The following is a 22785-nucleotide window of genomic DNA, read 5'->3' as shown; positions in this document are numbered from 1 at the left end:
GCGGGTAAGCGCAGCGCACCCGCCGCAAAACAGGATATAACGCAAAATGCAGTTAACCGTAGGGCGGGTAAGCAAAGCGCACCCGCCAGACACGCCGTAACCCTTACACGCCTTCTGTGGGCAACGCCACCACCGGCCAGCGAAAACGAAAATGCGCGCCGCCGAGTTCGCTTTGCGTGACGCTCACTTCACCGCTCATGGCGGTGGCGATGGAATGCACAATCGCAAGCCCCAGACCGCACCCGCCGGTGGCGCGATCGCGGCTCGGATCGAGGCGCACAAACGGCTCAAACACCCGGCTGCGCTCATCTTCCGGTATGCCTGTGCCGTCATCTTCCACTTCAAGCGTCGCCTGCTCGCCCTCAAGCGATAAGCCAATTCGCAGCCGCTGCTCGCTGTAGCGCAGCGCGTTATTCACCAGATTATCCAGCACGCGCTCCATAAGACGCATATCCAGCGCGCCGTAATCGCCCTGGTCAACGCGCGCGAGAATTAACTCGCGCTCCGGGTGCAGCAGGCGCGCGTCGTCCACATAGTCATGCAGCCAGCGCGGCAGTTCCGGGTGCGTCAGATGGAGCTCTGTTTGCGGGCGGTCCAGCCGCGCGTAAGTCAGCAACTCCTCTATAAGCGCTTCCAGCTGGCCGATATCGCGGTTCAGCGCCTGCGATTCTGCGGTACTCAGGTTATCGCTCATCTCCAGCCGGTAACGCAGGCGCACCAGCGGCGTGCGAAGCTCATGAGCTATCCCGTCAATCAACTGCTTTTTACTGGCGATCAGCGCGTTAATATTGTTGGCCATCTGGTTAAACGCCACGCCGAGCCGCGAAAAGCTCGACGCTTTATCAAAATGAATGCGCTCATCCAGATGCCCTTCGCCGAGCCGCTGCGCCGCGGTCTCAAGGCGCAGCATCTCCTGCCAGTGCGGGCGTATCCAGATAAACACCGGCAGCGCCAGAGAAATCGCGATCAGCGCAATCAGGGCGATATCCAGCAGCCGCATCTGGTGCAGAAAATAAAGATAGGGCACCGGGCCGACCGCCAGCACATAGTGGCTGCGCGGGATCCGCTGGATAAATGTATATTCATCGTCCAGCGCCACAATCTCGCCTTCGCGCAGGCGGCGGCTGTTGATGTCGTTAAGGTGATACTGATTCAGCGGCTGGATACGCAGCTTAAACGACAGGTTCAAATCCAGTTCTTTAATGGTTTTGTTCCACTCATGCGGCGGGATTTCACGCAGTTCGCTGCGCATCAGGTAGAGCGAGCTTTTCATCAGGTCATCCAGCGACTGACGCCCGGCGCGCTCGGCGGTGAACTTATAGACCAGCCCAACCAGCATCGTCATTACCAGAAAGCAGACAAACAGCAGCAAATAGAACTGTATAAAGAGTTTTTTCATGACAATCTCTCACGCCAGCGGCGCGGTTACTGGAAAGCCGATGTGGTGTGCGGAAAGTGCGCGGCCAGATGATCGATAAACGCTCTGACCGCGGGCGGCAGACCACGACGCGTGGTAAACACCAGATGCACAATTCCGCGCTGGCCCTGCCAGCCGCGATAAACATGCACCAGTTCGCCGGTTTTCAGCGCTTTGGCGCAAACGTGATCCGGCAGTAGCGCAATGCCCAGCCCGGCGATAGCCGCCGCGCGGACAGCCGTAAAATCGCTGCAGCTGAGCCGCGGCTGATGGCGAATCAGACACCGTTTTCCCTGTTCATGTTCCAGCGCCCAGCTGATTTCACCCGGCTCGTCGCTGGTGCCAAGCGTCGGATGGCAGGCGAGGGTGTCGACAGCTCCGCTAAGTTTACTGGCAAGCTGCGGGCTGGCTACCAGGATACGGTTGGACGTGCCCAGCGTGCGCATAATCAGCTCGGCGTCGCTGGTCAGTTCGGTGCGCACCCGCAGCGCCACATCCACGCGCTCTTCGATTAAATCGACAGGGCGGTCGATGGCGATGATTTGCAGCTTTACCTGCGGGTAGCGGTGCATAAACGCGGGCAGCATGGCCTGGATAATCTCCACCATGCCCGTCGGGCAGCTGAAACGCACCACGCCCTGCGGCTCCTTACGCGCCTGGGCGATGATCGCCTGCGCTTTTTCCGCCTCCAGCAACATCGCGCGGCACTGGTCGTAAAACGCCTGGCCGATATCGGTGACGCGAAAACGGCGGCTGGAACGCTCAATCAGGCGCACGCCAAGCTGCGCCTCAAGCCCCGCCACGCGGCGGCTGAGCTTTGATTTCGGCTGCTTCAGCGCCCGGCTGGCGGCGGCAAAACCGCCGTGGCTCACCACTTCGGCATAGTAAAAATAGTCGTTAAGATCGCTTTGCATTATCGTTCCTCAGACAGAACGCAGGGTGCCATTTTGTCCTAGTACACAGCCCGATGGAAAGCGCTTATTCTCAGCCGATGACAGAGGTCATCATTCACTGAGGATAAAACTATGAACGCACGTTTCAGCAATAAGGTGGTTATTGTGACCGGCGGCACCAGCGGCATTGGCCTTGCTACCGCTAAAGCGTTCGCCGACGAAGGCGCGCACGTGTTTATTACCGGGCGTCGGCAGGCGGCGCTTGACGCGGCATTACAGCAATTAGGTGACAACGTCACCGGCGTGCGCGGCGATATGAGCCAGCTTGCAGATATCGACCGCCTGTATGAGGCGGTGCAGCAGCGCCACAGCCATATCGATGTGGTCTTTACCAACGCGGGCGGCGGTGAGCTGGCACCTCTCGGCGCGATTTCCGAGGCGCATTATCACGATACCTTCGACACCAACGTGAAAGGCGTACTGTTCACCGTACAGAAAGCGCTGCCGCTGCTGCGTGACGGGGCCGCCGTGGTGCTGAACGCGTCCACCGCCGGTTCCAGCGGCACGCCCGCCTTCAGCGTCTATGCCGCGAGCAAAGCCGCGGTACGCAGTTTTGCGCGCAACTGGATACTTGATTTAAAAGACCGTCACATTCGCGTCAACGCCATTAGCCCCGGGCCGGTCAATACGGCGGGTCTTAATGACCTTTTCGGCGGAGGTGAGCAGGCGGAAGCGGTGAAAAACGAACTCACCGCGCAGATCCCGCTCGGACGCGTCGGCAAACCCGAGGAGATTGCCAAAGCGGTGCTGTTCCTGGCGTCTGACGAGGCGAGTTTTGTGAATGGCGTTGAGCTGTTTGCCGATGGCGGGATGGTGCAAATTTAAGCGTCAGCGCCGCGCGGGAAGCGCGGCGCGTTGCGTTACGTCTCGCTTTCCCAGGCATGCGGCGCGAACAGATACCCTTTGTTGCGCACCGTCTTGATGCGATAAGGCTCGGTCGCGCTGTCGTTAAGCTTTTTACGCAGCCTTGAAATCGCCACGTCTACACTGCGATCCAGCCCGTCATACGTCACGCCGCGCAGGTTTTTTAACAGCGCGTCGCGATCCATGATCTGTCCGGCATGGGTCGCAAGCTCCCAGAGTAAGTCAAAATCCGCTGTTGAGAGCGCCACTTGTTCGCCCACCAGAGTGACCTGGCGGTTTAACGGATCGATACACAGCGTGCCGAAACGCAGCGCCTTGTGAGGCTGAAGCGTCGGGGCGCTATCCGCCGTCACGGGCGCGGCGGTCATATGCTGGCGCAGGTGCAGACGCAGGCGCGCCAGCAGCACCGCAGGCGGCGTGGTTTTGAGGATGTAGTCGCTGGCACCCATTTCAAGCGACAAAATATGGTTCATATCGCTGTCGAGCGACGTTAACAGCACCACCGGCCCCTGCCAGCGGGTACGCAGATCGCGGCACAGCGTCATGCCGTCTTTGCCGGGCAGCATAATATCCAGCAGCACCAGATCCGGGTTCTCACGCTCAATCACCGCCTCGGCGCGATCGCCGCGGCTTTCGACAATCACATCGATATCGTGGCGGCCCAGATAGGCGGCGATAAGCTCGCCGACTTCCGGGTCATCTTCAACAAAAACGATCTTGCTCATAGGTTTCTGCGTTGCGGTAAAAACACCAGGATACACCGGGCAGACGCAACGCGCCAGCAACGGCAACTCAACCGCTTAACGCAACGGGCGGCCGCCGTTCACCGGGTAGCTATGGCCCGTCACGTAACGGCTGGTGAGGAGATAATCCACCAGGTCGATAATCTCTTTTTCACCGGGCGCGATTTTCATCAGCGATTTATTCAGCGCCTTCTGCCGGTATTCCGGGTCGTCATGTTCGTTAAAGAGGATTTGCGACGGGGCGATAGCGTTAACTTTCACCTCCGGCGCGAGCTTGCGGGCAAACGAACGGGTGAGATTATCGAGCGCCGCTTTACTGGCGGCATAGGTGATATACTTCGCGCTGCCGCGCTCCACGACATAATCGGTAAAGTGAATAATATCGCAGGCGGCGTGGCCCTGGCCGCGCATCAGCGGCTCCAGGGCAAAGTTAAGAAGATAGGGCGCGTGAACGTGAATTTGCAGCATGGCGTTCAGCACCTCAGCGGGCGGCACAGGCGGGCTTTCATCCTGCCAGGTGCTGGCGTTATGCAACAGCGCGCGAATATGCGTGGTGCGCGCTTTTACGGCGTCGGCAAACGCCAGAATGCCCTCGTCATGGCAGAAATCGGCTTCGATGCACACCGCGCCTGCCTCTTCCAGCACGTCAATCGCCGGGTAACGGGTGCGGTAACTGACAATCACATCATGATGCTGCGCCAGGAAATGGTGCGCCAGCGCAAGGCCGATACGGCGGCCCGCGCCGGTGATAACAATGGGTTTATCCAGTTTTTTCACCACAACTCTCCTTTAGCGTTAGCGGCAGGAGATTAGCGCACCAGCATCCAGGTCGCCGGCAGCGCGGCAATCAGCAGCAGGCCGATGACGATTTTCTCCTGACCTTTCAGCGCCACGTTATCCACATGGGTACGGCGCGCATAGAGGAAAAACACCACCCCAGGCGCGTACAGGACAACGGAAAGCAGCAGATGCATCGGGCCTGAGGCATACAGCAACCATAGGCCATAAATGCACGCCCCGACAGCAATCGCCTGATGTAAAGGACGCTTTGCGATCTTGAGCAGGTAAGCGCCGACCAGGAAATAGGGCACCAGAATCATCTCGGAGGCGATGGTCAGCAGGGTGTTGTAATCCGAGCCGGTCGCCCAGATAAGCACCAGACAGATCTGCACGCTGGCGTTCGTCAGCCACAGCGAGGCCGACGGCGCGTTACGCGCGTTCTGGCGGGCGAAAAGACGCGGGAACGCCTTATACTGCGCGGCCAGTAGCGGTACTTCCGCCGCCATAATGGTCCAGCTCAGGTACGCGCCGCACACCGAAACAATCAGCCCGGCTGCGATAATCACTTCGCCCCACGGGCCCATCATTTGGACCATCAGGCCCGCCATTGATGGGTTACGCATCTGCGCCAGTTCCGGGCGCGCCAGTACGCCGAGCGACAACAGCGTCACCAGAAGATAGACCGTGAGCGCCGCAAGCACGGCCAGAAGCGTCGCCAGGCCGACATCTTTTTTCTGCCTTGCACGGGCAGAGACAACCACCGCGCCTTCCACGCCGATAAATACCCACAGCGTAATCAGCATGGTGTTTTTCACCTGTTCCCAGACAGGCACGCCGAGATCGACGCCAGTGAAATCCAGCGTAAAGGTCGGCAGGCGGAACGCGATAATCGCCAGCACCACAAACAGGCCGAGCGGCAGGAGTTTAGCAAGCGTCGCCGCGAGGTTAATACTCGCGGCGGTCTGCACGCCGCGCAGCACCAGAAAATGCACCACCCACAGCAGCACTGACGCGCCAACAATCGCCTGCCAGGTGTTGCCGTCGCCAAACAGGCGCAGCTGCGGCGTGTCGGTAAAGAAGCTCAGCGCGGAGAAGACGATAACGAGATATGAGACGTTGGCGATCACGGCGCACAGCCAGTAACCCCAGGCGGAGCAGAAGCCAATCAGTTCACCGAACCCTTCGCGGGCGTAGGTGAAGATGCCGCCGTCGAGGTCAGGTCGCAGGCGCGTTAAAAACAGCATCGCCAGCGCCAGCAGCAGGATCCCCGCGCCGGTAATGCCCCAGCCAATCAGCAACGCCGCAGGACTCGCCACCTCGGCCATATTCTGCGGCAAACTAAAAACTCCGGCACCCAGCATAGAGCTTAAAACAAGCGCGGTTAACGCGGCGAGGCCCAGCTTCTTTTCCATAGACAACCTGTTTTGCAAAAGGAAAGATCCAGAATAATTATTGTGCCAGAGCGCATAAAAATGGTGGATCGCACTAAGGCGCGGGATTTTACGGAGTGCGAAGCTCGCTTGCAATGCGACGTACACAAAATGTAGCGGAAAAACAAAAAAAGCGGCCGTAGCCGCTTGGTTTTGAGACTGAGTCTTACTTGTAGAGGTCGGCGCTGATGGTCATGTTGCCGCCGCGCTCTTCCCACTGACGGGTGATGTGGTAGTACTTAGCTCCTTTCTTCGCGGCACGTTTCGCCACGTTGTAGGAGATATCGGTCATACTGCTGTAGTGGCCGGTGAACTTGACGCTGTCGAACGGCACCATCTGCGCCGCGGTGATTTTGTTCACTTCTTCGACTTTGGTTCCGTCCGGTAGAGTGACAGTGTAACGTCCGCCTTTGGATTCCTGGGTTTCAAAGAAGCGGCCTACGTCGCTGCTTGGCGCAGCGGTGGTGGCAACGCCCGGAATTTCCACTTTTTTGGCTTCTTCGCCGCCTTTGGCGAGCGCCGCGCGGCCCGCTTCGGAATCCGCCGGAATCGCATCCGGGCTTTGTAGTACGCGTTTTTTAGCGTCGGCTTTATAGATATACGCGGTGATGCGCTGGTTGCCGCCCTGGTTGGTATCAACCTGGCGCACGATCCAGAAAGAGGCTGCGCCTTTGGCTTTCGCCGCTTTGGTGATGGCGTCGTTCACTTCCGGCTGGCTGCGGTAGAAGCCCTGAACGGTCACGGTGTCATAAGGCTCAAGCGCGATAGCCTGATCTTTTGGCAGTTCTACCACGCCATTGATTACGCGATTTTTCGGCGCGTCGGCTTTCGGCGCGTTCTCGCGATAAACATCAGCCACTACGCGCCAGTTGCCGCTGTTGCCGGTGTCGCTGGTGTCCTGAATATAGTAAGACGCCGCGCCCATAGCATCTGCGCGACGGGAAACGGCGGTGGCCGCTTCGTTAATGGCGTTGAAACGGCCCGTAATGACGATACGGTCAAACGGTTTCAGCGCCGCGGCTTGTTCCGGCGTTAACTCTGTCGCCGCCTGAGCTGACAGCGAGGCCGCGGAAAACAGAGCGGTCGCCAGAAGGGTATGCTTGAGCTTCATAAAAATAGTCCTTCGCCTTGCGCAAAACAGGTACTGATACAGCCTGTGTGAAATGGTTAGTCGTTGATTATTGCATTGAAAGGTGCCGGATGTCTGCGGCATTTTTCACAGCGAATGCTGTCGCTTGTCGTTTATAAATAACTTCAGGTTATGAATGATGAAAATCCTCTTCTGACCACTAAAATTGATAAAGCTTATGACTTTTTAAGTTAAATCATTGTTAAACCAGCTGGCTTCTGCGGCGCAGAATCGTTTTTTTCTGGTCTGAAAGGGCGTAAACGTAGCGGCTGAACGTGCTTTTTAAGCAAAAATCCCTGTCAGACGGTAACGACGCTACACTTTCGCTCATTAACCGTTAAATAGTTGTCCCGGACGGTGGATCGAAGGCGTGTAATTCAGTAGGTTATAGAAAGTTTGTGACAACGATATGGATGGCGAACACCACGGCGCTGCGCTTTTTCGCCGGGCGTTTTCGTCTGCTAAGCGAGTGACAGACCATCTTAAAAATCGATGGAAGGGAATACTATGCGTATTGGTGTACCAAAAGAGCGGGTCGCGCTGGAAACCCGCGTCGCGGCGACCCCAAAAACGGTGGAGCAGCTGCTGAAGCTCGGTTTCAGCGTCGCAGTGGAGCGTGACGCCGGTAAACTGGCGAGTTTCGATGACGAGGCGTTTATCGCCGCAGGCGCAAGCGTGGTGGATACCGCCGACGTCTGGGAATCGGATGTCATCCTCAAGGTCAACGCGCCGCAGGACGATGAAATCGAGCGGCTGCGTCCCGGCACGACGTTGATTAGCTTTATCTGGCCTGCCCAGAACCCGCAACTGCTGGAAAAACTGGCCGCGAAAAACGTTACCGTGATGGCGATGGATTCCGTACCGCGCATCTCCCGCGCGCAGTCTCTGGATGCCTTAAGCTCGATGGCAAACATTGCCGGTTATCGCGCGATTGTAGAAGCCGCCCATGAGTTTGGCCGCTTCTTTACCGGGCAGATCACCGCCGCCGGTAAAGTGCCGCCTGCCAAAGTCATGGTGATTGGCGCAGGCGTCGCGGGCCTCGCCGCTATCGGTGCCGCCAACAGTCTCGGCGCTATCGTGCGCGCGTTCGACACCCGCCCGGAGGTGAAAGAGCAGGTGCAGAGCATGGGCGCCGAATTCCTGGAGCTGGATTTTAAAGAAGAAGCGGGCAGCGGCGACGGCTACGCCAAAGTGATGTCCGACGCCTTTATCAAAGCCGAAATGGCGCTGTTCGCCGCGCAGGCGAAAGAAGTGGACATTATCGTCACTACGGCGCTGATTCCGGGCAAACCGGCACCGAAGCTCATTACCCGTGAAATGGTCGATTCCATGCAGCCGGGCAGCGTGATTGTCGATCTGGCGGCGCAAAACGGCGGCAACTGCGAATACACCGTGCCGAATGAAATTTTCGTCACCGCCAACGGCGTGAAGGTGATTGGTTATACCGATCTGCCGGGCCGCCTGCCGACGCAGTCGTCACAGCTCTACGGCACCAACCTGGTTAACCTCCTGAAACTGCTGTGCAAGGAGAAAGACGGCGCGGTGGTCGTTGATTTTGACGATGTCGTGGTGCGCGGCGTGACGGTGATTCGCGACGGCGAAGTCACCTGGCCTGCGCCGCCGATTCAGGTTTCCGCGCAGCCGCAAGCGGCTGCCAGCGCAAAACCGCAAGCCGCGCCGGTCGAGCCGCCTGCGCCTTCGTCACCGTGGCGTAAATACGCGCTGATTGCGCTCGCCATTATTCTGTTCGGCTGGCTGGCGAATGTCGCCCCGAAAGAGTTCCTCGGCCACTTCACCGTGTTCGCGCTCGCCTGCGTGGTTGGCTATTACGTCGTCTGGAACGTCTCACATGCGCTGCATACGCCGCTGATGTCAGTCACCAACGCCATCTCCGGGATTATCGTCGTCGGCGCGCTGTTGCAGATTGGCGATGGCGGCTGGATAAGCTTCTTTAGCTTTATCGCGATCCTCATCGCCAGCATTAATATTTTTGGTGGTTTCACCGTCACTCAGCGCATGCTGAAAATGTTCCGGAAGAACTAAGGGGTAAGTTATGTCTGGAGGATTAGTTACGGCTGCGTACATCGTCGCCGCAATTCTCTTTATTTTCAGCCTGGCGGGGCTTTCGAAGCACGAAACCTCACGGCAGGGCAACCTGTTCGGCATCGCGGGGATGGCGATTGCGCTGATTGCCACCATTTTTGGGCCATACGCCAGCAACGTGGGCTGGATAATCATCGCGATGGCGATCGGCGGAGCTATCGGTATTCGCCTTGCTAAACGTGTCGAAATGACGGAAATGCCGGAGCTGGTGGCTATTCTGCACAGCTTTGTGGGTCTCGCGGCGGTGCTGGTGGGCTTTAACAGCTACCTGCACCACGAGCCGGGCCTCGCGCCGGTATTGGTCAATATTCACCTGACTGAGGTGTTCCTCGGCATTTTCATCGGCGCGGTGACGTTCACCGGCTCGGTGGTGGCGTTTGGCAAGCTGCGCGGCAAGATCTCCTCTAAACCGCTGATGCTGCCGAATCGTCACAAGCTGAACCTCGCGGCGCTGGTCGTCTCTTTCATTCTGCTGCTGATTTTCGTGCAGACGGAGAGCGCCGGCATGCAGGGCTTTGCGCTTTTCGTGATGACGGTTATCGCGCTGGCGTTCGGCTGGCATCTGGTGGCGTCCATTGGCGGCGCGGATATGCCGGTGGTCGTCTCCATGCTGAACTCCTACTCCGGCTGGGCGGCCGCGGCGGCAGGCTTTATGCTGAGCAACGATCTGCTGATCGTCACCGGCGCGCTGGTGGGGTCTTCGGGTGCTATCCTCTCGTACATCATGTGTAAGGCGATGAACCGCTCATTTATCAGCGTGATCGCGGGCGGGTTCGGCACCGACGGATCTTCCACCGGCGAGAGCGACGAAGTGGGCGAGCACCGCGAAATCACGGCGGAAGAGACGGCAGAGATGCTGAAAAACTCGACTTCCGTCATCATCACGCCGGGCTATGGCATGGCAGTGGCGCAGGCGCAGTACCCGGTGGCGGAAATCACCGAGAAGCTGCGCGCGCGCGGCATCAAGGTGCGTTTTGGTATTCACCCGGTGGCGGGGCGTCTGCCAGGCCATATGAACGTGCTGCTGGCGGAGGCGAAAGTGCCTTATGACATCGTGCTGGAGATGGATGAGATCAACGACGATTTCAGCGATACCGACACGGTGCTGGTGATTGGCGCGAACGACACCGTCAACCCGGCCGCCCAGGACGATCCGAAAAGCCCCATCGCCGGGATGCCGGTGCTGGAAGTGTGGAAGGCGCAGAACGTGGTGGTCTTCAAACGCTCCATGAATACCGGCTATGCCGGCGTGCAGAACCCGCTGTTCTTTAAAGAGAACACGCAGATGCTGTTTGGCGATGCCAAAGCGAGCGTTGACGCCATTCTGAAAGCGCTGTAATTCGCTTGTATAACCAGAACCGCCAGCCCGCTGGCGGTTTTTTTTCGTCTGTCGCCTGCGTTGCGGCAATAAAAAACCCGCCGGGCGGCGGGTTTTCTTGAGACAGATGAGACCTTAGTCCTCATCGTCCTCTTCATCATCCAGCTCAACGGTGCTCTGGAAATCGTCCGGCTTAATCACCAGCAGGTCGCAGCGCAGATGATCAATCACCTGCTCGGCGGTGTTGCCGAGAAACGCCGCGGAAATCCCGGTGCGCCCGATGGTGCCCAGCACCACAATCCCGGCCTGTAAATGCTCCGCGAGATCCGGGATGACTTCTTCCGGCAGCCCTTTTTCAACATGCGTGACGCGCTCGCCGATGCCGAATTTCTGGCGCAGGGCTTTCATCGCCAGCAGATGCTGGCCGCGAATGGCGTCGTTGTAAACGCTCGGGTCAAAGTCGGGAAGTTCGATGGCGATGTTAATCGGCGTTGCCGGATAAGCGCCCACCAGATGCACTTCGGTATGGTTAACCTGTTCGGCCAGGTGCAGCGTTTCACGCACCAGTTTTTCGTTCAGGCCCGTGTGGTAAGGTTCTTCGCTCGCGAGATTCACCGCCACCACGGCTTTACCGCCTTCCGGCCACGGCTGGTCTTTCACCATCCAGACCGGGCAGGGGCATTTACGCAGCAGGTGCCAGTCGGTCGGCGTGAAAATCACGGATTCCAGACGGTCGTGCTGGTGCGCCATTTTCAGCAGCAGATCGTGACCGCCGCTGATGACTTCCTGAATGATGGCTTCGAAGGGGCGGTTATGCCAGACCACTTTGATATCAATGGGCACGCCCGCTTCTAAATAATATTTTGCCTGCTCGCGTATCCACGCGGTGCGCTGGCTGATGACGCCCTGGCGCATGGCGGTGCGCTCATCCGGGGAGAGCAGGGTGGTCATTTCGTAGGAAAAGTCATAAATCGGCAGAAAGGCTTTAATGCGCCCGCCGATTCGCTGATGTAGATAAACTGCTCGCCGTAAAGCCGGTTGGTCATCCTGATTGGGGTCGATGGCCACCAGCATGTTTTGATACCTTGCCATACAGGGTCTCCTTACAACTGCTTACCCACAGTTTGTCATTTAAGAGTAACCCATATGGTGTGAATGAAACAGGAGAGAATTCCCAGCCGGATCAATAAATCACGAAAATTTAACGATCCGGCGGGAGAGGAAAAACTTATGCCACGTTGCGGGATTGTCCGGCCAGTTCTGCCAGGATTTCATGGTTTTCGATAGTGATATATTTGCCTTTCACCGCCAGCATGCCGCTCTTCTGGAAACGGCCGAGCAGACGGCTGATGGTTTCCACGGTCAGGCCCAGATAGTTGCCGATATCGCCGCGGGTCATGGTCAGACGGAACTCGCGCGGAGAGAAGCCGCGTTCGGCGAAACGGCGCGAGAGATTGTAGATAAAGGCCGCGAGGCGCTCCTCGGCGTTCTTTTTCGACAGCAACAGGATCATATCCTGGTCGCCTTTGATCTCGCCGCTCATCAGACGCATCATCTGCTGGCGCAGGCTCGGCATTTTGCCGGAGAGGTCGTCTAACGTCTCGAACGGGATTTCACAGACCATGGAGGTTTCCAGCGCCTGAGCAAAGCTTGGGTGATGCGCGGTGCCGATAGCATCAAAACCCACCAGATCGCCTGCCAGGTGGAAGCCGGTGATCTGCTCGTCGCCCTGTTCGGTAATGGTGTAGCTCTTAATCGTGCCGGAACGGATAGCGTACAGCGATTTTAATTCATCGCCCGCTTTAAAGAGCGTCTGCCCTTTCTGGATGGGCTTTTTGCGCTCGATAATATTATCGAGCTGATCAAGCTCATGCTCATTCAGGGTAAAAGGGATACACAACTGGCTGATACTGCAATCCTGGCAATGGATGGCACAACCGCCAGACTGAATGCGTCGTATAATTCGCTTTTCCGGGATCATAAGTTCGCTCAAGCCTTAATTGATATTGGTCAATTTTAACATATTTTGACCGTACAGGTAAATCCGGCTAATGCGCAAACAGGGAAAAGATCCTGGTTTAAATCTGACGTTTACTGCCATCCATCTGAATTAAAGCGTATTTAATAAGTTCCAGAAAATATTATTTTACAGTGTGAATTAAATCAGTAAATAACCTTCATGGCGCAATAACCACTCTTTACGCGCCACGCCGCCCGCATAACCGGTTAAGGTGCCGTTACGCCCTATAACGCGATGACACGGCACCACAATGCTGATGGGGTTCGAGCCGTTCGCCGCACCCACGGCGCGAGCCGCGCCCGGACGCCCTAAACGCTCCGCCATCTCGCCATAATGCATCACCTGTCCGCAGGGAATAGTGCGCAGCATCTGCCAGACTTCGCGCTGAAACGGGGTTCCCGCCGTGGCGGTGGGCAGATTATCGATAACGGCCAGATCGCCTGCAAACCATGCGCGAAGCGCGTCTGAAAGCCCGCCGGGGTTGTTACATCCCACGCGGCGAAAGCCTTCCTGACGGTAATGAATGGCAAGCAATTGCTCCATACGATCGCTGTGTTCTTCCCACTCAACGGCGCGCAGGCGCGACTGTTCATCGGCGATAACCCACAGCGGTCCTAACGGCGTGTCGATTTTATCTTCCAGTAACGTCAGCATTCGCGGTCTCCTTTTTTGAGGCGTCAACATAGCATGGCGGCGGGTGGCTCGCCATACCGCCACAGGAGGAGCGGAGAGGGAGAACGGCGGGCATTCCATTGCCCGAAGCGGCCGTCAAACGGCGCACCAAAAGCGCTGCAAAGGGCAGGATAAAGGTAACCTTCACGCTTGCCGCCTGCATTTCCGGAAAAAACAGATCAGCCTCTCTTTTTTCTGGAAATAAAAAAACAGAGCCTGAAGACATCATATTCAGGCCCCATAGTACACACAGCAATGCGTCCAGGCTTTGTTACCGCGGTTATTATTCCTTAACATGCGGATAAAGAATATATAGCAACACAAATGCATATTGTCACAGCGAAGGGGTGATTTCATTCACATATATTTAACACAAAGCATTAACGAAACTGAATAATGTGATCCCGCCTGACAATGAATATGAAACGGCAACCCGAAAAATGTATCCGCTTTTTTTGACATTAATCACATCGCCTCTACCCGTCATGAGAAATCCCGGCAGAAAATAGTGCGCACAGCGCTGCACATTGAGCCATTCTGAAAGGGAGGCTATAGTGTGCGCCTTGACGAAGTCCCGGAGGATTGACCGTGAACCCTGACGACAAATCACTCTTTCTTGACGCCATGGAAGATGTCAAACCCCTGAAAAACGCCAACGTCGCGCCGTGCCTGAAACCGAAAGCCCCGCGCCTTGCGCCGCGTATCGACACGTTACAACTCGACAACCCGCTGACCACCGGTTTTCTGGATCTCATTCCGCGCGAACAGCCGCTGGAATTCCGCCGCGAGGGGTTACAGCAGGGCGTGCTGGATAAACTGCGGCTCGGTAAATATACCCAGCAGGCGAGTCTAAATCTGCTGCGCCAGCCCGTGGAGCAGTGTCGCCAGATGCTCTTTGCCTTCATTCACCAGGCGAAACGCGACGGACTGCGCAATCTGCTGATCATTCACGGCAAAGGGCGCGAGGATAACTCCCATGCCAATGTCGTGCGCAGCTATCTGGCGCGCTGGCTGACCGAGCTTGATGACGTACAGGCGTTTTGCACCGCGCTCGCCCACCACGGCGGCAGCGGGGCCTGCTATGTGGCGCTGAAAAAATCCGCCGAGGCGAAGCAGGAGAACTGGGAGCGCCACGCCAAGCGCAGCCGCTAATCCATACCGGGCGTCTGCGCCCGGTTTTTCTGCATCATACTTCCTGTCAGCCGCGCTGCGGTTTCCGCTATCTTTAAACAGAGACGCTTCGCGCAAACCTGAAGGTTTCATATGAAAATGATTCCACCTTTACTCATATGGAATCTGCATGAAACAGTGATAGCATGAGCCGCTTATGTGGTAATGACTCAATGAGGCAGTATGAAAATTCAGCTCATCGCAGTAGATATGGACGGCACCTTTCTTAACGATAACAAACAGTACGATAAAGAAAGGTTTACCACGCAGTATGCGGCGCTGAAGCAGCAAGGCATTAAATTCGTGGTGGCGAGCGGTAACCAGTATTACCAGCTCATCTCGTTTTTTCCGGAGATCAAAGACGAAATAGCCTTTGTCGCCGAAAACGGCGCGCTGGTCTATGACCACGGCGAGCGCATTCATCACGGCGAGCTGACCCGCGAGCAGTATCACCAGGTGGTGAATACGCTCCAGGCGCAGGGCGATTTCAACTATGTGGTGTGCGGGCTTGCGAGCGCGTACTACCAGGCGGGCGCGCCGGAGGCGTTCATCAGCCTGATGGCGAAGCATTATCACCGCCTGAAGCCGGTGGAGAACCTGCTCGATATCGACGACGTCATTTTCAAATTCTCGCTTAACCTGCCGGATGACCAGATTCCCGCGCTGATTGAAAACCTGCATAACGAGCTGGAAGGCGTCGTTAAGCCCGTGACCAGCGGCTACGGTTTTGTCGATCTGATTATTCCCGGCTCGCACAAAGCGAGCGGCCTTGAGCGTCTGATGGCGCGCTGGAACATCACGCCGGACGCCTGCGTGGCGGTGGGCGACAGCGCCAATGACCTCGAAATGCTGCGTCTGGTGAAATACTCGTTTGCGATGGATAACGCGGCGGCGGAAGTGAAAGAGACCGCGCGTTATACAACCAGCTCTAACAACCAGAGCGGCGCGCTGCAGGTGATTGACGCCGTTCTGAATCACCACAGCCCGTTTAACGCGCAGTAGCCGGGCACTCACGCGCCCGGCGGCAGGTCAGGCCGGAATAAAAGGCTCGCCGAGCGTCAGCATCAGGCGGTTGGCCCAGGCGAAAAACGCCGTGGCCTGCACCAGATCCAGCAGCTCGAGATCGGTCAACCCCAGCTCACGGAGTGCTGCCACATGCGCCGCGCCAGCCGTGGCGGGGGTGGCCGACAGCGCCGCGCTGAAATCGATAATCGCCTGCCAGCGCGCCGACTGTCCGGCGCTCAGGCTCCCGCCCGGCGCCACCTCCAGCAGCAGCTGCACCGCGTCGTTATCTTTGGACAGCTGACTCGCCTTGCGCGCATGCACCGAGGCGCAGTAAATGCAGCCATTCACTTTGCTCGCGACCGTCGCCGCCAGCTCACGCTCCGCCCGCGCCAGCCCGCCTGGAGTGTAGAAAATCCCTTTGTCCGTCAGCGTCCGGGCTTCCAGCACGGGCAGGTTACGCGCCAGCAGGCGGAAATACCCGGAATCCTGATGTCCGAAACGGCGCAGCGTCTCCTGCTCGTCCGGGCTGAAGGCGGCGAGCGCTTTCGGCGCAAGCCACGGCTCCCAGCCCAGCTCATCCTGCGTGAAGGCGGTCGGGGCAGGCTGTCCACTGTGCGTGGTGGGCGTGGTATGCCAGCGGCCGGCGGGCGGAATGGCCGTTTCGCCCGCCACGCGCCCGCCGTTAATCAGCCGGTAACCGCGCAGCAGTCGGCTCTCAAAACTGACAAACGCCACCACCTGCGCGAGCGTCACAATGGCTTCTTCGCTAAACCCGGCGTCCGTCAGCGCCGTTATCGCCTGCGCGGTCGCCTGTACCGGGCGAAACGCCAGGATCTCCGCATGGCCGAGCGCGGCGGAGAGACGCGCGGGCGGCGCCTGTTCGTCTTTCAGCGCCGCCGAATAGTGTGCGTACAGCGCCTCATCCTCATGCCAGCGCGCCACCTCGCGGGCGAGCTGCAGGCGCTCCGCGCGGGTGAGATCGCTTATGCCGTTAAACAGGGCCTCGCGGCTACGGGCAGTGTTCTGCGTGGCGGCATCGCGGGTGGCGCGCGCCAGCGCCAGCGGAGAGCCGGGGGCGATATCCGCCAGGATATCGAGAAGATCGGGCGAGCGGGTCATAAGGTTTCCTTGATCGGGTTAAGGGAGGCGACATCAGCGAACGGCGCTGCCGGTTTCCAGCCAAGCGCGGGGGCCACCTGCTGCGCCAGCAGTGAGATGGAGCGCAAAATAAACGGGTGCGGCGGATCGATAGAGTGCACCTGGAACGACAGAACGGTGGCGCGCGCCAGCGCCGTATCGCGCGACAGCGTGGCGAGCGTTTCCTGCGGCGTGCCGAGATGGACATCGAACGCGGCGATATAATCCTCCAGCGTCTCGCCCGCGAGCCGGTGGCCCTGGGCGCGGAACTGCGTCGCCTGGGCCGCAAGCCCGGTTTGCGCGAAGCGGCGGGCGTCGTCGCCGTTATCCGTCACAAACGCGGTGCGCGAGGCCATAATGCGCGGCGCGACGCCGACGGGCAGCGCGTCGAGATAGGCGTCGATAATCGGGTTTTGCAACGCGTCCAGCGGCATATCCGGCTCGCCTGGCGGACGCGGCTGGGTGCGTGACAGCATCAGGCCGTCGCCGTCGCGGCCGGCGCGCGCGCCGCCGTCCACCGAGAAAGTCGCCTGCCAGAGCCGCAGGCGCAACCCGCGCGCCGCCGGGTAGAGGTGATTATCGGTGCCCGCCAGCGGCTCATCGTTCAGCGCCGCGCGCAGCAGCGCCAGATGACGCCCATAGGCTTCGCCGCGTTCCTCGCTTTGCAGCCCGAACGGCGGGAACGATGAGGGCGTACCGCCGGAGCCCAGCCCCAGCTCCACGCGCCCGTCGCTGAGCAGATCCAGCACGGCGGCGTCTTCCGCCACGCGCAGCGGCGATTCCATCGGCAGCGTAATGATCCCCGTACCGAGCCGGATGCGCCGGGTCTGCGCCGCCACGTGCGCTAAAAACAGCAGCGGCGAGGGCAGCCCGCCTTCCGCTTCATGAAAGTGATGCTGCGCCACCCAGGCGGTGTCGAAACCGCTGCGTTCGGCGTGCAGGATCTGCTCGGTGGCGAGGCGGTAGCGCTCGGCCGCGCTGACGCGGTCCAGCAGGCGGGTGAAAAAACCTAAGCGTTTTTTGGTCATGCGACATCCTTATTAAACGGGCGGGGCGCCGGAATGGCGTTAAGCAACTGGCGCGTGTAGTCGTTTTGCGGCGCGCGGAAGACCGTGGCGACATCGCCATGCTCCACAAGCTTTCCGGCACGCAGCACCGAGACCTGGTGCGCGAAGCGGCGCACGGTCGCCAGATCGTGAGAGATAAACAGGTAGGTGAGGCAAAGCTCATCCTGCAGGGTTTCAAGGAGCGTCAGGATCTGCGCCTGTACGGTGACATCCAGCGCTGACGTCGCCTCATCAAGAATGACGATTTGCGGGCCGGGGATGAGCGCCCGCGCGATCGCCACACGCTGACGCTGGCCGCCGGAGAGCTGATGCGGCCTGTGCGCGAGCAGCGCAGGGGGCAGCGCCACGCGCGCGGCCATGTCACAGACCTTCTCGCGCCGCTCGGCGCGGGAGAGGCGGGTAAAGTTGCGAAGCGGCTCTTCGATAATCGAGAACAGACTCTGGCGCGGATCGAGCGACGAGAACGGGTTCTGCCACACCATCTGAATCGTCTGGCGCAGCGGGCGTTGTGCTTCACGCGTAAGCGTGGCGTACTCGTTGCCATTCACCGTCACCGTGCCGCTGACCGGCGTCTGAAAGCCGAGCAAAATGCGCGCCAGCGTGGTTTTGCCGCTGCCGGATTCGCCCACCAGCGCATGGGTCATGCCGCGTTCCAGCGTCAGGTTTACCGCATCCAGCGCGGTCAACGTATGGCCGCCGCCGAGCGTAAAACGCTGCGTTAGCGCCCGGATCTCCGCAGCCGGCGGGCCATTTCGCGCCGGGCGGGGACGAAAGCCGTCGGCGAACGCCGGGGCGTCGGCAAACAGTTGCCGGGTATAGGCCGCGCGCGGCGCGTGGGTGATTTGCGCTGCACTCCCCAGCTCCTGGATCTCGCCGTGACGAAACACCAGCAGCCGGTCGGCGCGCGAGGCGGCGAGCGCCAGATCGTGCGTGATAAACAGCACGGCGGTGCCGGCGTCGCGGCGCAGTTCATCCAGCAGATCGAGAATGCGCGCCTGCACCGTCACATCCAGCGCGCTGGTGGGCTCATCGGCGATGATAAGCGCGGGCTTCAGCGCCAGCGCAATGGCGATCAGCACCCGCTGTTTCATGCCGCCGGAGAGCTGGTGCGGATACTGTTTCGCCCGCAGCGCCGGTTCGCTCAGCCCGACGCGCGCAAGCAGCGCCACCACTTCTGCGTCACGCGCGCGGCGGCTAAGCCCGGTGTGAAGCGCTAACACCTCTGCGACCTGATCGCCGATGGTTTTCACCGGGTTCAGCGAACTGCCGGGGTCCTGCGGCACCAGGCTGATGACTTTGCCGCGCAGCGCGTTCATCCGCCGCTCGCTCGCGTGGGTTATCGTTTCGCCGTTCAGGCGGATATCCCCGCCCAGCCATACGCCGTTTTCGCCCGCAAGCCCGATAATCGTCTGCGCGAGCGTGGTCTTGCCGGAGCCGGATTCGCCGACAATCGCCAGCACTTCGCCGGGAGCGACGGAAAAAGAGACGTTATGAACCACACGGCGCACGTCGCGCCCGTGACGCCAGCCGAGGCTCAGATTGCGCACATTCAGTACAGGTTCGCTCATCATGCTCTCCGGGTGTAGTGGTGGCTGAGGGTATTGGCGGCCAGCACCACGGCGATCGCCGCAACGCCGGGGAAGGTGGTGAGCCACCAGGCGGTCGAGAGATAGTTGCGCCCTTCGGCAATGAGCAGCCCCCATTCCGGCGTGGGCGGCGGCGTGCCGTAACCGAGAAAGCTCAGCGTGGAGAGCGCAAGAATGGCGTTGCCGAACTGGAGCGCGGCGTAGGCCAGCACCGAGGTCAGCGAGTTGGGTAGAATATGGCGCCACAGCGTGCTGAAGAACGTGCCGCCGCAGGCGATCGCCGCCTCGACATAATCGGTATGCCGCACGCGGACGACTTCGGCGCGGGCAAGACGCGCGAAGCTCGCCACCGAGGTGACGCCCACCGCCAGCGCGGCGTTCACCGTGCCAAAACCAAGCAGAATGATGACGCACAGCGCCAGCAGCAGGCCGGGGATCGCGAGCAGCACATCCACCAGCCGCATCAGCCATTGCTCGGTGCGACCGCCCGCGGCACCCGCGACGACGCCATACAGCGTGCCTGCGCCAAGCCCCAGCGCGACGGCTACCAGCGCGCCGCTGAGCGTATGCGACGCGCCCCAGACCAGCCGGGCGTAAAGATCGCGCCCCAGCTGATCGGTGCCGAGCCAGTGTTCGGCTCCCGGCGGCAGGCGCTGCGCGCCCGGCGTGCCGGTGAGCGGATCAAACGCGGTGAAGAGGGACGGAAAGAGCGCCCACAGCGCGGCCAGCAACAGCGTAAGCCAGGCGAGCGCCAGCCCTGGCGGCAGATGCGGGCGGCGCAAAAAACGCCCGCGGCGCGCCCGGACGTGTGAGAGGTCAAGTGTGGTCATCAGGCGGCCCTCCGCGACAGTGACAGCCGGGGATCGAGCAGCGGATAGAGCAGATCCACCAGCAGATTGATGAGTACAAACCCGAGCGCCGCCACCAGTACGATGGCCTGTAACACGGCCAGATCCTGATTGTTCACCGCGTCGCGGGTCAGTTGCCCAAGCCCGTTTAAGCCAAACACGGTTTCGGTCACCAGCGCGCCGGCGATGAGTTCACCCAGCAGCAGGCCCGCGACGGTCAGCACCGGCAGCAGGGCGTTGCGCGCCACGTGACGCCACAACACGCCGCGGTGGCTGGCGCCTTTGGCGCGCGCGACGGTAACAAAGGGCTGGTGCATCACCACGTCAATATTGCGAATCAGCAGTTGCGCCAGCGGGGCGCTGATGGGCACCGCAAGCGTCATCACCGGCAGTATCAGCCCCTCCCAGAAGCCCGGATTAATCACCGGGATGAGCCGCCACTGGAAAGAAAAAAGCTGAATAAGCGTGATGCCGAGCCAGAACGTCGGCACCGCGACAAACAGCGACGGCAGCGCCGCGAACGCCCGACGCAGCACGCGCCCGTAACTCAGCGTGGAGAGCGCGGCGAGCAGGACGGCGATAACCAGCGCCAGCGTAAACCCGAGCGCGGCGAGGCGCAGCGTGGCGGGGAGGCCTGCCGCGAGCAGGGCGCTCACCGGTACGCCCGCCTGGAGAGAAAAGCCGAAATCGCCGCGCAGCGCGCCGCCGAGGCTTTCCAGGTATTGCCGCCACAGCGGCGCGTCGGCACCGTAGGCGGTGCGCATCTGCGCTATCTGGGCGGCGTTTAACCCAAGCTCCGGGTTCTGAAACTTAATGGCGATCGCATCGCCCGGCAGCAGTTGCAGCAGCACAAACGAAACCGTAAAGCTCGCCCACAACACCAGCAGCGCCTGACCAACCCGCGCGGCGAGATAACGCCCGTCCATCAGTGTTTCTCCAGCCAGACGCCGTAAAAGCTCGGACGGCCTACCGCTTCAAACGTGAGGTTTTTCACCCACGGCGCGGCGGCGTAGACCTGCGGCTCTTCGAAAATCGGAATGATGTAGGCGTTATCGATGAGATACGCCTGCGCGTCGCCCGCCGCTGCGAGACGTTTTTGCGGGTCGACCTCCGAGGCGATGGTGGTGAGCAGCGCATTAAGCTTGTCGTCGATAAAATCGGTTTTCTGGCTCAGGCCGCCTTTTTGCAGCAGCGCGTCGCGGTTTAACGGGTGGAACTGGCTTTTGATGACGTCCGGATCGGCGCGGCCCACCTCCACCACGTTCACCGGCGTTTTGGCCGGGTCCAGGCTGTCCTGCGCTTTGGTGCCCGCGTCGCCCGCGCGCACGTTGAGCTGCACGCCCACCTGTTTCCACTGCTGCGCCACCAGTTGCAGCACCTCTTTATTCTGCGGCTGCGGCAGCGATTCATAAACCGTCAGGCTCAGCGGCTGTCCCGCTTTGGTTCGAATCCCGTTCGCGCCTTTTTGCCAGCCGGCTTCATCCAGCAAACGGTTCGCAAGCGCGGGGTCAAAGGTCAGTCTGGCGCTTAAATCGCGATAGGCGGGCGCGCTTTTCGCCACCACAGAAGTAGCGACCGGATAGTTCGGTGAAAAGAGGGTATCGACAATCTGGCGCGCGTTGGTCGCGTGAAGCAGCGCCTGGCGCACTTTTACATCGGCCACCAGCGGGTTGGCGGGGCGAAAGGCGATGCTGTCATTGACGCCGCGGGTCGGCGCGGCATAGACAGGAAACTGCTGATCCGCCGCCTGTTTTTCATCATACGCCTGCACCTGGCGAATGGCGTCCGCCTGGCCTGCCAGCAGCGCGCCGATGCGCACGCTGTCCTCCGGCGTCACCACGATTTTAATGCCGTCGAGATTCGCCGGGCCCTGCTGCGCGCTGTTCTGCGGCCCCCACTGATAATCCTTGCGCGCGGTAAGATTCACCTCGCGGCCCAGCGTCTCGCTCTGTACCACAAACGGGCCGGAGCCGATGATATGCCGCGCGTCGCCAAGCTCATCAAGATTGCGCGCGAGCGTACTGAGCGACACCAGCCCGGAGCCAATCGCCGAGGTGCCCTGTAAAAAGCCGGGCGAGGGTTTGCTGAAGTAAAACTTCACCGTCAGCGGATCGACGACTTCGCTGCGCTGATAGTTATTGATGACCTCGGAAACCGGCAGGCGCTGCGCCTTATTGCCAAGTCCGTAGGTGTCGAAGTTTTTCGCCACCGCACTGGCGTCAAGCGGCGTGCCGTCAGAGAACGTTACGCCGGGGCGGATTTTAAAGGTGTATTCGGTTTTATCCGCGTTGCTGCTCCAGGACTGCGCTATCCACGGCTCTATTTCCAGCGTTTTTGGGTTCTGCCAGGTGAGCTTATCGGTTATCTGGTTCAGGATGCCGCCGTTGGGGTAAAAGCCGCCTGCGGGCGGGTAGAGCGTCGTGTGCGCCTGCTGCTCCAGATAAATCAGCGTGCCGCCTTTCACCGGCGCGGCGCTGGCCGTATTTATCAGCCCAAACGCGAGGCCGAGCGCCACGCCGCGCGCGGTAATGGAAAAATGCATG

The 22785-nt window shown here is 59.9% G+C and carries 21 protein-coding genes; 5 read left to right on the top strand and 16 right to left on the bottom strand.

The genetic code is table 11. From position 1 onward, the window contains the following. Nucleotides 1-103: 103 nt before the first annotated feature. Nucleotides 104-1399: a two-component system sensor histidine kinase RstB gene (gene rstB, locus AFK66_RS10285; protein WP_023898828.1), complete on the bottom strand. Its 1296-nt coding sequence runs from the start codon at nucleotides 1397-1399 to the stop codon at nucleotides 104-106. A 26-nt stretch (nucleotides 1400-1425) separates the two neighbouring features. Then, nucleotides 1426-2331, bottom strand: a complete 906-nt coding sequence (locus tag AFK66_RS10280; protein ID WP_007774688.1) for a LysR family transcriptional regulator — start codon at nucleotides 2329-2331, stop codon at nucleotides 1426-1428. 111 nt (nucleotides 2332-2442) lie between these two features. Here AFK66_RS10280 and AFK66_RS10275 point away from each other — a divergent pair, with 111 nt between their 5' ends. Beyond that, nucleotides 2443-3195 (top strand): glucose 1-dehydrogenase, encoded by a 753-nt coding sequence (locus AFK66_RS10275; RefSeq protein ID WP_007774690.1) that lies wholly within the window; start codon nucleotides 2443-2445, stop codon nucleotides 3193-3195. A gap of 35 nt (nucleotides 3196-3230) precedes the next feature. On the opposite strand, the gene rstA is transcribed toward AFK66_RS10275, so the two are convergent. From rstA to ydgH, 4 genes are all read right to left on the bottom strand, one after another. Continuing rightward, nucleotides 3231-3959 (bottom strand): two-component system response regulator RstA, encoded by a 729-nt coding sequence (gene rstA / locus AFK66_RS10270; RefSeq protein WP_007774692.1) that lies wholly within the window; start codon nucleotides 3957-3959, stop codon nucleotides 3231-3233. A gap of 75 nt (nucleotides 3960-4034) precedes the next feature. Further along, on the bottom strand, nucleotides 4035-4757 hold the full coding sequence (gene folM / locus AFK66_RS10265) for a dihydromonapterin reductase (RefSeq protein WP_007774696.1): 723 nt from the start codon (nucleotides 4755-4757) through the stop codon (nucleotides 4035-4037). A 29-nt stretch (nucleotides 4758-4786) separates the two neighbouring features. Then, the gene (locus AFK66_RS10260) at nucleotides 4787-6169 is read right to left on the bottom strand and encodes an amino acid permease (protein WP_007774698.1); all 1383 of its coding nucleotides are present in this window, start codon (nucleotides 6167-6169) and stop codon (nucleotides 4787-4789) included. Between the two features lie 184 nt (nucleotides 6170-6353). After that, nucleotides 6354-7298 carry a DUF1471 family protein YdgH gene (gene ydgH / locus AFK66_RS10255; protein WP_007774700.1) on the bottom strand — a complete coding sequence of 315 codons (945 nt, stop codon included), beginning with the start codon at nucleotides 7296-7298 and terminating at the stop codon, nucleotides 6354-6356. A gap of 525 nt (nucleotides 7299-7823) precedes the next feature. Here ydgH and pntA point away from each other — a divergent pair. Together pntA and pntB are read left to right on the top strand one after the other, a co-directional pair. Next, complete coding sequence (gene pntA / locus AFK66_RS10250; protein ID WP_032981701.1) at nucleotides 7824-9359, top strand: Re/Si-specific NAD(P)(+) transhydrogenase subunit alpha; 1536 nt, start codon at nucleotides 7824-7826, stop codon at nucleotides 9357-9359. Nucleotides 9360-9369: 10 nt separating this feature from the next. Continuing rightward, nucleotides 9370-10758, top strand: coding sequence for a Re/Si-specific NAD(P)(+) transhydrogenase subunit beta (gene pntB, locus AFK66_RS10245; RefSeq protein ID WP_023898826.1), 1389 nt, complete (start codon nucleotides 9370-9372; stop codon nucleotides 10756-10758). A gap of 114 nt (nucleotides 10759-10872) precedes the next feature. Here pntB and uspE read toward each other — a convergent pair whose 3' ends face one another. From uspE to AFK66_RS22385, 4 genes are all read right to left on the bottom strand, one after another. Continuing rightward, nucleotides 10873-11829, bottom strand: a complete 957-nt coding sequence (gene uspE, locus AFK66_RS10240; RefSeq protein ID WP_007774711.1) for a universal stress protein UspE — start codon at nucleotides 11827-11829, stop codon at nucleotides 10873-10875. Nucleotides 11830-11965: 136 nt separating this feature from the next. Further along, nucleotides 11966-12718, bottom strand: coding sequence for a fumarate/nitrate reduction transcriptional regulator Fnr (gene fnr, locus AFK66_RS10235; RefSeq protein WP_004385865.1), 753 nt, complete (start codon nucleotides 12716-12718; stop codon nucleotides 11966-11968). A gap of 177 nt (nucleotides 12719-12895) precedes the next feature. Next, nucleotides 12896-13411, bottom strand: a complete 516-nt coding sequence (gene ogt, locus AFK66_RS10230; protein ID WP_007774715.1) for a methylated-DNA--[protein]-cysteine S-methyltransferase — start codon at nucleotides 13409-13411, stop codon at nucleotides 12896-12898. Then, nucleotides 13389-13658 (bottom strand): hypothetical protein, encoded by a 270-nt coding sequence (locus tag AFK66_RS22385; RefSeq protein WP_131824106.1) that lies wholly within the window; start codon nucleotides 13656-13658, stop codon nucleotides 13389-13391. Before AFK66_RS22385 ends, ogt begins: the two co-directional genes overlap by 23 nt. Nucleotides 13659-14017: 359 nt before the next feature. On the opposite strand from AFK66_RS22385, the gene smrA reads away from it, so the two are divergent. Then, a complete protein-coding gene (gene smrA, locus AFK66_RS10225) occupies nucleotides 14018-14581 on the top strand; it encodes a DNA endonuclease SmrA (RefSeq protein WP_007774717.1) in 564 nt (187 codons plus the stop codon). Nucleotides 14582-14782: 201 nt separating this feature from the next. Continuing rightward, a complete protein-coding gene (locus tag AFK66_RS10220; RefSeq protein WP_007774718.1) occupies nucleotides 14783-15601 on the top strand; it encodes a Cof-type HAD-IIB family hydrolase in 819 nt (272 codons plus the stop codon). Between the two features lie 27 nt (nucleotides 15602-15628). Here the strand turns inward: AFK66_RS10220 and AFK66_RS10215 are convergent, their stop codons facing one another. From AFK66_RS10215 to AFK66_RS10190, 6 genes are read right to left on the bottom strand one after another with little or no spacing between them, the layout of a single operon-like run. Then, complete coding sequence (locus tag AFK66_RS10215) at nucleotides 15629-16723, bottom strand: alkylhydroperoxidase domain protein (RefSeq protein WP_007774720.1); 1095 nt, start codon at nucleotides 16721-16723, stop codon at nucleotides 15629-15631. After that, nucleotides 16720-17769, bottom strand: a complete 1050-nt coding sequence (locus tag AFK66_RS10210; protein WP_023898823.1) for a putative FMN-dependent luciferase-like monooxygenase — start codon at nucleotides 17767-17769, stop codon at nucleotides 16720-16722. The genes AFK66_RS10215 and AFK66_RS10210 overlap by 4 nt, the downstream gene beginning before the upstream one ends. After that, nucleotides 17766-19376, bottom strand: a complete 1611-nt coding sequence (locus AFK66_RS10205; RefSeq protein ID WP_032986412.1) for a dipeptide ABC transporter ATP-binding protein — start codon at nucleotides 19374-19376, stop codon at nucleotides 17766-17768. The genes AFK66_RS10210 and AFK66_RS10205 overlap by 4 nt, the downstream gene beginning before the upstream one ends. After that, complete coding sequence (locus AFK66_RS10200; RefSeq protein WP_023898820.1) at nucleotides 19376-20224, bottom strand: ABC transporter permease; 849 nt, start codon at nucleotides 20222-20224, stop codon at nucleotides 19376-19378. Before AFK66_RS10200 ends, AFK66_RS10205 begins: the two co-directional genes overlap by 1 nt. Beyond that, nucleotides 20224-21168 (bottom strand): ABC transporter permease, encoded by a 945-nt coding sequence (locus AFK66_RS10195; RefSeq protein ID WP_007774745.1) that lies wholly within the window; start codon nucleotides 21166-21168, stop codon nucleotides 20224-20226. Before AFK66_RS10195 ends, AFK66_RS10200 begins: the two co-directional genes overlap by 1 nt. Next, a complete protein-coding gene (locus AFK66_RS10190; RefSeq protein WP_007774747.1) occupies nucleotides 21168-22784 on the bottom strand; it encodes a TIGR04028 family ABC transporter substrate-binding protein in 1617 nt (538 codons plus the stop codon). The genes AFK66_RS10195 and AFK66_RS10190 overlap by 1 nt, the downstream gene beginning before the upstream one ends. Between the last annotated feature and the right edge of the window lies 1 nt (nucleotide 22785).

The organism is Cronobacter malonaticus LMG 23826 (genome assembly GCF_001277215.2).
Taxonomy (GTDB): domain Bacteria; phylum Pseudomonadota; class Gammaproteobacteria; order Enterobacterales; family Enterobacteriaceae; genus Cronobacter; species Cronobacter malonaticus.
Note: the sequence above shows the minus strand (reverse complement) of the source record. Positions and strands in the feature narration are given on the sequence as shown.

Excerpts from the sequence above, each read along its gene's own strand:
- fnr (WP_004385865.1), bottom strand. The coding sequence starts at position 12,718 with ATGATCCCGGAAAAGCGAATTATACGACGCATTCAGTCTGGCGGTTGT.
- AFK66_RS10215 (WP_007774720.1), bottom strand. The coding sequence starts at position 16,723 with ATGACCCGCTCGCCCGATCTTCTCGATATCCTGGCGGATATCGCCCCC.
- AFK66_RS10275 (WP_007774690.1), top strand. The coding sequence starts at position 2,443 with ATGAACGCACGTTTCAGCAATAAGGTGGTTATTGTGACCGGCGGCACC.
- ydgH (WP_007774700.1), bottom strand. The coding sequence starts at position 7,298 with ATGAAGCTCAAGCATACCCTTCTGGCGACCGCTCTGTTTTCCGCGGCC.
- AFK66_RS10190 (WP_007774747.1), bottom strand. The coding sequence starts at position 22,784 with ATGCATTTTTCCATTACCGCGCGCGGCGTGGCGCTCGGCCTCGCGTTT.
- pntA (WP_032981701.1), top strand. The coding sequence starts at position 7,824 with ATGCGTATTGGTGTACCAAAAGAGCGGGTCGCGCTGGAAACCCGCGTC.
- rstB (WP_023898828.1), bottom strand. The coding sequence starts at position 1,399 with ATGAAAAAACTCTTTATACAGTTCTATTTGCTGCTGTTTGTCTGCTTT.
- AFK66_RS22385 (WP_131824106.1), bottom strand. The coding sequence starts at position 13,658 with ATGATGTCTTCAGGCTCTGTTTTTTTATTTCCAGAAAAAAGAGAGGCT.
- ogt (WP_007774715.1), bottom strand. The coding sequence starts at position 13,411 with ATGCTGACGTTACTGGAAGATAAAATCGACACGCCGTTAGGACCGCTG.
- rstA (WP_007774692.1), bottom strand. The coding sequence starts at position 3,959 with ATGAGCAAGATCGTTTTTGTTGAAGATGACCCGGAAGTCGGCGAGCTT.
- AFK66_RS10260 (WP_007774698.1), bottom strand. The coding sequence starts at position 6,169 with ATGGAAAAGAAGCTGGGCCTCGCCGCGTTAACCGCGCTTGTTTTAAGC.
- AFK66_RS10200 (WP_023898820.1), bottom strand. The coding sequence starts at position 20,224 with ATGACCACACTTGACCTCTCACACGTCCGGGCGCGCCGCGGGCGTTTT.
- AFK66_RS10220 (WP_007774718.1), top strand. The coding sequence starts at position 14,783 with ATGAAAATTCAGCTCATCGCAGTAGATATGGACGGCACCTTTCTTAAC.
- pntB (WP_023898826.1), top strand. The coding sequence starts at position 9,370 with ATGTCTGGAGGATTAGTTACGGCTGCGTACATCGTCGCCGCAATTCTC.
- AFK66_RS10205 (WP_032986412.1), bottom strand. The coding sequence starts at position 19,376 with ATGAGCGAACCTGTACTGAATGTGCGCAATCTGAGCCTCGGCTGGCGT.
- AFK66_RS10195 (WP_007774745.1), bottom strand. The coding sequence starts at position 21,168 with ATGGACGGGCGTTATCTCGCCGCGCGGGTTGGTCAGGCGCTGCTGGTG.
- AFK66_RS10280 (WP_007774688.1), bottom strand. The coding sequence starts at position 2,331 with ATGCAAAGCGATCTTAACGACTATTTTTACTATGCCGAAGTGGTGAGC.
- uspE (WP_007774711.1), bottom strand. The coding sequence starts at position 11,829 with ATGGCAAGGTATCAAAACATGCTGGTGGCCATCGACCCCAATCAGGAT.
- AFK66_RS10210 (WP_023898823.1), bottom strand. The coding sequence starts at position 17,769 with ATGACCAAAAAACGCTTAGGTTTTTTCACCCGCCTGCTGGACCGCGTC.